The organism is Nocardia niwae NBRC 108934 = DSM 45340 (genome assembly GCF_001613465.1).
Taxonomy (GTDB): Bacteria; Actinomycetota; Actinomycetes; order Mycobacteriales; family Mycobacteriaceae; genus Nocardia; species Nocardia niwae.
The window spans coordinates 1-9,074 of record NZ_BDCK01000065.1; the positions used below are offsets into that span (position 1 = coordinate 1).

12 protein-coding genes are annotated in these 9,074 nt (G+C 65.8%); 9 read left to right on the top strand and 3 right to left on the bottom strand.

The genetic code is table 11. The annotated features are described in order from the left end of the window. Positions 1 to 265: GntR family transcriptional regulator (locus NNI01S_RS36640; RefSeq protein WP_369689725.1), on the bottom strand; the 265-nt coding region annotated here is incomplete at its 3' end. A gap of 89 nt (positions 266 to 354) precedes the next feature. On the opposite strand from NNI01S_RS36640, the gene NNI01S_RS32560 reads away from it, so the two are divergent. Genes NNI01S_RS32560 through NNI01S_RS32590 form a run of 9 tightly spaced genes read left to right on the top strand, consistent with a single transcriptional unit; the run spans position 355 to position 7,013 of the window. Then, positions 355 to 813, top strand: coding sequence for a hypothetical protein (locus NNI01S_RS32560; protein WP_063025340.1), 459 nt, complete (start codon positions 355 to 357; stop codon positions 811 to 813). Then, positions 813 to 1,523, top strand: a complete 711-nt coding sequence (locus NNI01S_RS32565; RefSeq protein ID WP_063042716.1) for a DUF2637 domain-containing protein — start codon at positions 813 to 815, stop codon at positions 1,521 to 1,523. The genes NNI01S_RS32560 and NNI01S_RS32565 overlap by 1 nt, the downstream gene beginning before the upstream one ends. Next, a complete protein-coding gene (locus NNI01S_RS32570) occupies positions 1,523 to 2,824 on the top strand; it encodes an FtsK/SpoIIIE domain-containing protein (RefSeq protein WP_063025344.1) in 1,302 nt (433 codons plus the stop codon). Before NNI01S_RS32565 ends, NNI01S_RS32570 begins: the two co-directional genes overlap by 1 nt. Before the next feature lie 37 nt (positions 2,825 to 2,861). Then, on the top strand, positions 2,862 to 3,056 hold the full coding sequence (locus tag NNI01S_RS32575) for a hypothetical protein (RefSeq protein WP_063025346.1): 195 nt from the start codon (positions 2,862 to 2,864) through the stop codon (positions 3,054 to 3,056). After that, positions 3,053 to 3,214 carry a hypothetical protein gene (locus NNI01S_RS35110; protein WP_156511150.1) on the top strand — a complete coding sequence of 54 codons (162 nt, stop codon included), beginning with the start codon at positions 3,053 to 3,055 and terminating at the stop codon, positions 3,212 to 3,214. Before NNI01S_RS32575 ends, NNI01S_RS35110 begins: the two co-directional genes overlap by 4 nt. Beyond that, positions 3,211 to 3,885, top strand: coding sequence for a hypothetical protein (locus NNI01S_RS32580; RefSeq protein ID WP_063025348.1), 675 nt, complete (start codon positions 3,211 to 3,213; stop codon positions 3,883 to 3,885). The genes NNI01S_RS35110 and NNI01S_RS32580 overlap by 4 nt, the downstream gene beginning before the upstream one ends. Beyond that, on the top strand, positions 3,885 to 5,585 hold the full coding sequence (locus NNI01S_RS32585) for a replication initiator (protein WP_063025350.1): 1,701 nt from the start codon (positions 3,885 to 3,887) through the stop codon (positions 5,583 to 5,585). Before NNI01S_RS32580 ends, NNI01S_RS32585 begins: the two co-directional genes overlap by 1 nt. 13 nt (positions 5,586 to 5,598) lie before the next feature. After that, positions 5,599 to 5,778, top strand: a complete 180-nt coding sequence (locus tag NNI01S_RS34140) for a helix-turn-helix domain-containing protein (RefSeq protein ID WP_063042719.1) — start codon at positions 5,599 to 5,601, stop codon at positions 5,776 to 5,778. Continuing rightward, positions 5,778 to 7,013, top strand: a complete 1,236-nt coding sequence (locus NNI01S_RS32590; protein ID WP_082853972.1) for a tyrosine-type recombinase/integrase — start codon at positions 5,778 to 5,780, stop codon at positions 7,011 to 7,013. The genes NNI01S_RS34140 and NNI01S_RS32590 overlap by 1 nt, the downstream gene beginning before the upstream one ends. 836 nt (positions 7,014 to 7,849) lie before the next feature. Here NNI01S_RS32590 and NNI01S_RS34145 read toward each other — a convergent pair. Together NNI01S_RS34145 and NNI01S_RS32595 are read right to left on the bottom strand one after the other, a co-directional pair. Continuing rightward, positions 7,850 to 8,380, bottom strand: a complete 531-nt coding sequence (locus NNI01S_RS34145) for a kinase (RefSeq protein WP_082853971.1) — start codon at positions 8,378 to 8,380, stop codon at positions 7,850 to 7,852. Then, on the bottom strand, positions 8,377 to 9,074 hold a 698-nt coding region (locus NNI01S_RS32595), incomplete at its 5' end, for a P-loop nucleotide/nucleoside kinase family protein (RefSeq protein ID WP_063025354.1). The genes NNI01S_RS32595 and NNI01S_RS34145, both read right to left, overlap by 4 nt.

Consider the following 9,074-nt stretch of genomic DNA (forward strand, 5'->3'; position numbering starts at 1 on the left):
CCTTGGTGATCGTGAGTTGACTGGCTTTCCATTCGTCGGCGAGCGCGCGAGTGCTTGGAAGGCGTTGGCCATCTCGCAAGCGGCCCGATTCGATGTCATTACGGATGGCCTGCGCGATCCGTATGTGCGCAGGCAGCGAGCGCTGGCCTCTCGGCTGCGGCATGGCCATCTCCTTCGGGTAGCGGTTGCGCCCTAGAGGGTAGCAGTTGGTTCTGACGCCACTACCTGCGGATTCTTCGCGAATGTAACGGTTCGATCTCGGCATGGTGAAAGCAATTGCTTCGCGATGAAAGCAGTTGTACTCTCAACCCACCGGAAATCACCGGGCATTCCCACACTGAGGAGATTTTCAAGATGGCTATGAAGAATCTGTGGTTCACCCCGGCGTTCGAAGATGCGTTCCCGAAGGGCCTGTTCCTGCTCGGTGATGTCGAGCCGATGTTGGAGTTCAACTCCGACCGCAACGCGCCGAAGCGGCAGCGTCAGGACCTGGACGCCGAAGGCAACGGCACCGGGAAGCGGCTGTGGAAGGCCACCGTCACCGACCCGGCGGCCCCGAACGCTCGTCAGGCGAGTTTCGATCTGGTGTTCGTCGCCGATCACATGCCGGTTCCCTCGACCCCGGAGCTTGCGCCCGGGATGCGGCCGATCGTGCTGGAGGGGTTGCAGGTCAAGCCGAAGATCGCCGGTCAGGGCGAGTTCAAGTCGATCGGCTGGAACATCCGGGCCACCGGTTTCGCCGGGGACACCTCCGGTGCCAAGCAGGCTCCGGCCGATCCGGGTGCGGCCCGGCCCTCCGGTAAGGCTGCGTGATGCGGGCGGCGGATCAGTCGGCGGGGATGCGACTTGCGCGCTGGTCCGCCGCACTCATCATCCTCGGGGTAGGAGCGGCAGCGTTCCGGCTGTCGTTCTCCACCCTGGAAGACCTCGCCCGCCTGGCCCGGATGCCTGCCGATGATGCGTGGTTGTTCCCGCTGATCGTCGACGGCACTATCCTGCTGGCCACCTTCGGGCTGCTGGTCTGCGCCCGGCACAAGTCCGAACGGAACTTCTTCCTCGGGGTGCTGGTGGTCGGCGCCCTGGTCTCGGTCGCTGGGAACTCGGTGCACGCGGTCGCGGCCGGTCAACCACTACCCGGTTGGGCTGCCGCTCTGGTCGCGGCGGTGGCTCCGATATCGCTGCTGGTCGACACTCACGGGCTGGCGCTGTTGTTCCGGGTCGCTGCCCGTCAGCGTGCCGAAGCTCAAGCCGAGCCGGAACCGGTGGCTGCGCCCGAGCCCGCCTCGGTGGCTTTGCCGGCCGAATCTGCTTCCGAACCGGTAACCATTCCGGTTCCTGAACCCGAGCCCGAGCCGGTCACGCCGCCTGTGCCTGTGCTGGCCGCGGTTCCCGATCCGACCCCGGCCCCGGCTCCTCCGACCCCGGCCCCGGCTCCTCCGGCCCCGGTCGCTCCGATTCCTGTTCGTTCCTCGCGTCCGGTGCAGACGATGCTGCCGCTCGCCGTCCCTGTTGGGAGTGCCTGATGATCTCACCCGATTTGCTCATTGCCGGTGGTTCGGCTGCGGTGACCGCGTTCACCATGTGGCGCTGGCGTCGCCTCGACGGTGTCACCGACCCTGCTGCGGCCAACGAAACTGCTGGTCTTCCGGTGGAACTGGGCCCGGCGGCCTCGATCGTCACCGATTCCGCACAGTTGGCCCTGATGTGGCCTGCCCTCGGGCTCGGCTCGTGGGAGACCGGGTATCCGAACGTCACCGCCGCGACGTTGACCGGTGCCGGGATGCTGGTGGAAGTCCAGATGCTGGGCGGGCAATCCCTCCAGCACTGGGCCAACGACGCCACCCGCGAAGCCCTGGCCTCCTACTTCGCCGTCCCCGAAGTTCGTGTGACGAGTCCGTCTCCGGGGTTTGTGCACCTGGAACTGCGCACCGTGGACCTGCTGGCCGACTCGGTGCCGGTGACGAGTCTGCTGGCCTACGGGGTGGACCTGGAAGCGGTCCCGGTCGGGGTGACCGAAGACCACGATGTGTGGCGGCTGCGGGTCATGTACTCCCACATCCTCATCGCCGGTGCCACCGAGTCGGGTAAAGGCAGCGTGTTGTGGTCGATCGTGAACGGCCTCGGTCCCGCGATCAAGGCCGGGCTGGTGGACATCTTGCTGGGTGATCCGAAAGGTGGGATGGAGTTCGGGCGTGGTGAAGACCGGTTGTGGACCGATTTCCAGTGGACCGCTGAGGGCATCATCGCGATGTTGAAGACCGCTGAGTCGGAGATGCAGGAGCGTGCGGCCCGGTTCAAAGCCGCTGGTATCCGCAAGTTCACGCCGAGTGTCGAGGAACCGTTGAAGGTCGTCATCATCGACGAGTACGCGGCGTTATCGGCGTTCGCGACCAAAGAGCAGGTGTCGGAGGGGCTGCGGCTGCTCGGTCTGATCCTGACCCAGGGCCGGGCGGTCGGCTACAGCGTGATCGTGGCGTTGCAGGACCCGTCGAAGGAGAACATGCCCAATCGGCAACTGTTCTCGATCCGGATCGGTCTGCGGTTCACCGAGCCCTCTCAAACAACCATGGTCCACGGTCAGGGCGCCAAGGATCGGGGCGCGTTGTGCCACGAGATTCCGACCACAACGCCCGGTGTCGCCTACGTCGGCCAAGACGGTGCCAAGGAGTTCCGGCGGGTCCGCGCCTACTGGGTCTCCGACGACGACGCCGACCGCATCGTCGATGCCTATTCCCCGGCCTCGCCGGATCTGTCTCCGCAGGCCGATTACTCCGGGTTCGACCCCGACGACCTCGGCGACGAACCGACCTCGATCGCGGCATAGACCCGCGAACCATCCCCCCGCGAACGGAGATACCACCATGACCCGCAACACGATCCCCGCCCCGGCCACCGCCGACGTGATCGACCTCGCCGCCCGCCGCCGCTGCGCCCTCGAACGCGCCGGGTACGACCCGGTCTCGGTCGCGGTGGGCATGTTCGCCGACACCGGACAGCTGCCCGGCTGGGACTTCACCACCTACCACGACGACGACGGTTCCGGGTGGGCGGCATGACCAGCACCCCGGCCACCGACCAGCCGAGCGAGCGCCCCCGGCTCGTCGTGCAGGCCACCGACCACACACCCCGCACACGCTCCCGCCGGGTCCGGAAGAACCTGCACGAACCCTGCCCCGACCAACTCTCGCTTTTCGATCCGGAGAACCCGTCATGAACCTCACGACCACGCTCACCACCGGTTCGACCACGGCCACCGTCACCACCGGCCCGCAGAAGCGGCGTGACCCCTTCGACCTGCTCGGCCTCGCAGTCCTGAACACCGGCTGGTACCTGATCATCGGGGCCGGGGTCGCGCTCCATTGGGCGATCCTGTTCCCCGTCATCTCCGTCCCGTTCCTCCTCGCCGCTATCAGCGGGTACCTGTTCGGGTGGCCTGTCGGAGTCGCCGAAGCCGCGTACGCGGTGGTTGTCATCTTCGGGTTCCGCCGCCGCTTTCCCGACCTGTTCGCCCGCTGGGTCACCGACCGCGCCCGGACCCGGTTCCTCACCTGGTGGCGCTACCGACGCAACTGGGCCCGGCTGATGAAAGCCTGCCGCCTCACCACGGCCACCGAAACCAGGACCGTCACACCGAAACTGCTCGCGGTCGGCATCGGCCACGGCACCGACCGGGTGCAGCTGCGGATGCTGGAAGGCCAGTCACCGGCCGATTTCGAGATGCGCGCCGAGACCCTCGCCCACGCCTTCAAAGCCGAGCAGTGCCACGCCTCGATCGTCGGCCCCGCCACCGTCGAACTGCGATTCCGCCACGGTGACGCCCTGGCCGACACCGTGCTCGCGCCTCGGGTGGATCAGTGGACCAAACCGGAAGGAGTCACCGCCTGATGGAACTCACGGCCTCGACCGATACCGGGGTCGTCCCAGTCCGGCAGACAGCGGCCCAGCGTCGTAGCCTGCCGGACTTCCGGGATGTCGCCGAAGAACTCGCCGCCCAGGAACACATCTGTGTCCGCCCGATACCGATGCTGGCCTACGACCCGAAAACCCTCACCGAGGAATACGTCGCGGCTCCGTGCAAGTCCACGGTCGCTTCGGTGTGCCCGGCCTGCGCCGACAAAGCCCGGTTCCTGCGGATCACCCAATGCCGGGAGGGCTGGCACCTCGACCACGAACCCGAAACCGACAAGACCGACCCCACCGAACACCAAACCGCGCTGCTGGCCGCACGGGCCGACTTGTTCGACACCTACCAGCAGGCCAAAGCCGACGGAGACACCGACACGATGTCCGGTGTCCGGGAAGTCGTCGCCGACCTCGACGCGGAAATGAAAGACTCCGGGTTCCGCGGTCGCCTCCCGGCTCTGGATATCGAGCCCAAACCCCGGCGTGCCCGCTCCACCCGCCGCCGCCAGGACGTCCCGAACCTGCCCCGGCTCAAGGTCGAGAAAACCACGGTGGGCCGCACCTACGCCGGGCATCAACCGTCCATGTTCATCACGCTGACCATGCCCTCCTACGGCGCGATCAACCGTGACGGCGCGGTCAACGACAAAGGCGAAACAGTCGGGGACGGTTCCCCGGTCAACCCGGACAACTACGACTACCAGCGTGCCGCCCGCGATGTCGTGCACTTCTCGGCGCTCTTCGACCGGTGGATGCAAAACCTCCGGCGGGCGGTCGGCTGGAACATCCAGTACTACGGCACCGTCGAACCCCAGAAACGCGGCGCCCCGCACCTGCACATCCTCATCCGCGGCACCGTACCCCGCGACATCATCCGGCAGGTCACCGCCGCGACCTACCACAACGTGTGGTGGCCCCCGCACGACCGCGACAGCGAGGTCTACCCCGGCGACATCGTCCCCGTCTGGGACCCCGCCCGGCTGACCTTCGTCGACCCCGACACCCGTTCACCGCTGCTCGCCTTCGATGACGTGCAAGATCTCCTCGACGACGTCGACGACCTGGAACCCGCGCATGTGGTCCGGTTCGGGGAGCAGATGGACCGCGCCGACATCCGGGGCCATGTCCCCGGCCGCAAAGCCGACCGCGCCATCGGCTACGTCACGAAGTACCTGACCAAGTCCATCGCCGAAGTCCTGGAGACCGACTCCGACCGCACCCGCGCCCACTACAACCGGCTGCACCAGGAGTTGCAGCACACCCCGTGCTCGAAACGCTGCCCGGTCTGGCTGCGCTACGGCATCGTCCCCCAGGGCGCCACCGAGAAGACCATCCCCGGCCGCTGCAAGGGCAAAGCACACCGTCGCGACACCCTCGGCCTGCCCGGCCGCCGGGTCCTGGTCTCCCGGCAGTGGTCGAACAAAACCCTGCCCGATCACAAGGCCGACCGCGCCGAATTCGTTCGGCAACTCCTCGCCCAGGTCGGGATCGTCAAACCCGACACCTCACATCTCAAGCTCTCCATCGTCCGGCCCGGCGACCGCTCGGCCCCGCCCCGCGATCACCTGATCCTCTCGGCCATCGCCAAACGCAAGATCTGGCGCGCCGAATACACCCGCGCCCTGCTCGCAGCGGGCCCACCAGCACAGCAAGACACTTCGGCAATTCCGGTAGCGGCGTGAGAGGGGCGCAGATATGAGTGAGAAATTCATGACGGTGCAGCAAGCGGCAGACGTGTTGCAGGTCTCCCGCTACAGCATCTATCAGTTGATCTGGTCCGGGCAGGTGCAGTCGGTCACCATCGGCCGGTCCCGCCGAATCGTTCGGCAATCGTTCGACCTCTACGTGTCCGACCTGATCGACCAGGCCGCGTGATGGCCGACAAGAAGCCTGCTCGCCGCAGGAACCCGAACGGCTCGGGCACGATCAGCCAGCGAAAGGACGGCCGGTTTCAGCTGCGTATGTTCGTGGATGCCCCGGATGGGACCCGGAAACGGATCACCTTCTACGGGGACACCTGGGAAGCGGCGGATAACGAACGGACCCGGCTCAAGGAGCTACAGCGGCGGGGCGTCCCGGTTGATATCACCACGGCCACCGTGGGCGAGTACTTGCGGCATTGGCTGGTGAACGTGGCTCAGCCGGAGGTCCGGCCGACGACGTATGTCACCTATGAGCTGCTGGTCCGCTTGTACATGGTGCCGGGGCTCGGCAAACGCAAGCTGCGGGCCCTGCAAGCCGACCATATTCGCACCTGGCTGAATGGCTTGCGGACGCGGTGCCAGTGCTGTGCGCAAGGCAAGGACGCCAAGCGAGCGGAATCGGGGCGGGCGCGCTGCTGTGCCAAAGTGCCGGCCGAATGCTGCGAGAGCTACCCGAGTACGGGAACCCTACGGGCGTTGCTGCGTGTGCTTCGGGCGGCGTTGCAAGACGCGGTAGAAACCGACATGCTCGCGCGCAACGTAGCTCGGCAGGTCAAGATGCCTACCGGTCACCTGCGCAAGGAGAAGCCTTGGAACATGCAGGAGGCCGCCCGGTTCCTGGAAGCGGCCCAAGATCATCGGCTCTATGCCCTGTGGTCGGTGGCGCTCGCGGTAGGGCTGCGGCGCGGGGAAGCGTTGGGGTTGCGGTGGACGGATGTCGATCTGATCCGGGGCACTCTCAACCTGGAACAGGCCCTGTACCGGGTGGGCGGTGAGCTAGGTATCCACGCGCTGAAAACCGACAGCTCGGCGGCCTCGATCCCTCTCCCGTCCAAACTGGTCGAGATTCTCGTCCGGCACAAGCGCGAGCAGTTCGCGGACAAGGAGCTGCGGGAAGCGAACAAGCTCGGCCTGGTGTTCACCTCGACCCGGGGGACTCCGCTGGAGCCACGCAACGTGAACCGTGTATTCGCCGACCTGGTGAAGAAGGCGGGTGTGCGGCCGATCCGCCTGCACGATCTCCGGCATTCCTGCGCGACCCTGCTGTTCACAATGGGTGTGGACGCGGCGACGGTGCAGCGGATCCTGCGGCACAGCTCCATCACGGTGACCACCGGCGTCTACCTCGAGGTGATCGAGCAGGTGCAGCGGGAAGCGGTGGCCGGGATGGACGACCTTTTTGCGTGACTGGTGTCAAGAACTGGTGTCAAACAAACTCAGAGGCCCTCTCCGATTTCTCGGAAAGGGCCTCTGACCTGTTGTGCGCCCGAAGGGATTCGAACCCCTAACCTTCTGATCCGTAGATATAGGCGGGGCATGGGTCCTCGTCGTTTCAGCGCCCACGGGATCGCCGTCGGTGGTGGAACTGGTGCGGCTGGTGTCGTCGTTGGTGTCAGAAGTGGTGTCGGGCGTCGTGCGTCATCTGCGGATTCCACGGCAACCGGCCGGTGAGGTTTGGCCCTGCTGGGTGGTGGTCTGCGCATACAGGGGCTGGCTTCCCCGCCTGCCCCATAGGGCCTGCCTTTCTCGCGTAGAGGCTCCGGGGTCAAGGGTGGCGAATGCCATCAGCGAAGCTGACGCGAAGCGCCCTTGAAGCTGGAGGGGCGCGGGAACACAATGCAGGCCACCAGTCAGCAGGGCCACGCGGCCGGAGGTCGCGCATTCCGCCTTGAGAACGGGTCGATTCAAATGTTCGGCAACTCGATGGGACGGCACCACAGCCAGTCACCCCGAGCGTTGCCGGCCGATTCGTGCTCGGGCTGCGGGAGACCAAGTCGGGTACGGCTCTCATCGTGCCCACACTTCTCGGTTATCGAAAATCAACCATCTCGGATCTGTGGCTATGGCGCCAGCCGCGCCGCCGTCGGCCGACGCGCCGCGCTGGCCAAGCCTGCGCCGGTCTGCGCGGTTGCGTGGCGGACGGCGGCGGCGCGTAAGCGCCGTCGCCCTTGAACCTATATGGCGAAATTCGGCAACAACACGCGCAGTGGTGATGTCCGTCGAAAAACCAACCCCGGTGGGACTCAGTCGCAGACTGTTGACCGAATGAGGCTCGCTGCCGCGTCCGGGGGAGTGCGGGTGGTGTCGATCGTGAGTGCTGGAGATGTAAGCGACGGGGTTTCATCCCATGCAGCAAGGCGTTCGGCAAAGTCGCCGGTTGCCCGTGCCGCAATCCGAGAGATGGCCGCATCTCGGTCCACGCGGAGCGCGACGACTGTCCAACTCACGGCAGGCGTGGCAGCGACTACAGCACTGATCGCCTCCGGCTGACCAGCGTGTACGACTGGTATGCGTCCGGCTTCCAGAAGCTGAAGCAGGCCGGAACGATCGATCGCGTAGCGCGCTCGATAGCGAGTGTTCGTCCAGATGAGATCGCCGGAGTCGCGTAGTTGGTCGAATCGCTCCGGGCTGATCATTCGATAGCCGGTAGTTCGTCCGGGGCCGTCTTTGAGGCGCTCGAACAGCTGGAATTGAGGGTCGAGTCGCGAGAGTGCGGCCGTTACGGTGTCCTTGCCGCTCGCTGGGGGACCGTAGAGCAGCACACCGGTGCTCATTGGGCGGCAGACTTGCGGCGGAAACTCTCAATCAGCAGCTGAGCCTGCTTCCGCAGTGGAGGACTGTCGGGGTCGTTGTCAATGACGACGTGCGCCACCTCTGGCCGAAAATTGAGGTCCAGCCTGGCGCTGTAGTCCTCCCAGTGCGTCAACTTCCACGCATCTCGGGCGGCACCTCGGCGACGGAGGTACATCAGCATCGTTTCGAGCGAGCACCGGACCCATACGAACGTGACGTCTGCGCCCTCGGTTTCGGCGCGAGCGATCATGTTCTCAAGCCAGGATCGGTCGGCGAATTCGCGGAGGTACGGCGCAGCGGCTATCGCCGAGTTTCCGACCTCCAGGTTGTCCTGGATGACGGCGGCCAGTGCCTCGTATTCGCGAGGCCGTATCCGATTCAGGTAGATGTCCGACTCTCGATCGTCGATCGTCGATCCAAGGTCCTCAAGGGCGGGCTCGATGATCGGACGGGCGATGGTGTCCTTATCGAGGATCGCCCAACTCGTCTCTCGTGCAAGGGTTCTCGCAAACTCGCTCTTGCCACTGCCTGCGTAACCGCCGACGCATACAACCCGGGGTCGTACAGGCCGAACCGGCGGGGCGATCGACAGGCTTACAGATGTCGGCGTAGTCACAATCCGGCCCGACCGATCGTGGCTCGCGATGTATCCATCGACCGCAAGCTGCTCCATCG

What these genes read in the sequence shown, in the direction of transcription:
- NNI01S_RS32560 (WP_063025340.1), top strand. Translation starts at nt 355, where the DNA reads ATGGCTATGAAGAATCTGTGGTTCACCCCGGCGTTCGAAGATGCGTTC.
- NNI01S_RS32565 (WP_063042716.1), top strand. Translation starts at nt 813, where the DNA reads ATGCGGGCGGCGGATCAGTCGGCGGGGATGCGACTTGCGCGCTGGTCC.
- NNI01S_RS32570 (WP_063025344.1), top strand. Translation starts at nt 1,523, where the DNA reads ATGATCTCACCCGATTTGCTCATTGCCGGTGGTTCGGCTGCGGTGACC.
- NNI01S_RS32575 (WP_063025346.1), top strand. Translation starts at nt 2,862, where the DNA reads ATGACCCGCAACACGATCCCCGCCCCGGCCACCGCCGACGTGATCGAC.
- NNI01S_RS35110 (WP_156511150.1), top strand. Translation starts at nt 3,053, where the DNA reads ATGACCAGCACCCCGGCCACCGACCAGCCGAGCGAGCGCCCCCGGCTC.
- NNI01S_RS32580 (WP_063025348.1), top strand. Translation starts at nt 3,211, where the DNA reads ATGAACCTCACGACCACGCTCACCACCGGTTCGACCACGGCCACCGTC.
- NNI01S_RS32585 (WP_063025350.1), top strand. Translation starts at nt 3,885, where the DNA reads ATGGAACTCACGGCCTCGACCGATACCGGGGTCGTCCCAGTCCGGCAG.
- NNI01S_RS34140 (WP_063042719.1), top strand. Translation starts at nt 5,599, where the DNA reads ATGAGTGAGAAATTCATGACGGTGCAGCAAGCGGCAGACGTGTTGCAG.
- NNI01S_RS32590 (WP_082853972.1), top strand. Translation starts at nt 5,778, where the DNA reads ATGGCCGACAAGAAGCCTGCTCGCCGCAGGAACCCGAACGGCTCGGGC.
- NNI01S_RS34145 (WP_082853971.1), bottom strand. Translation starts at nt 8,380, where the DNA reads ATGAGCACCGGTGTGCTGCTCTACGGTCCCCCAGCGAGCGGCAAGGAC.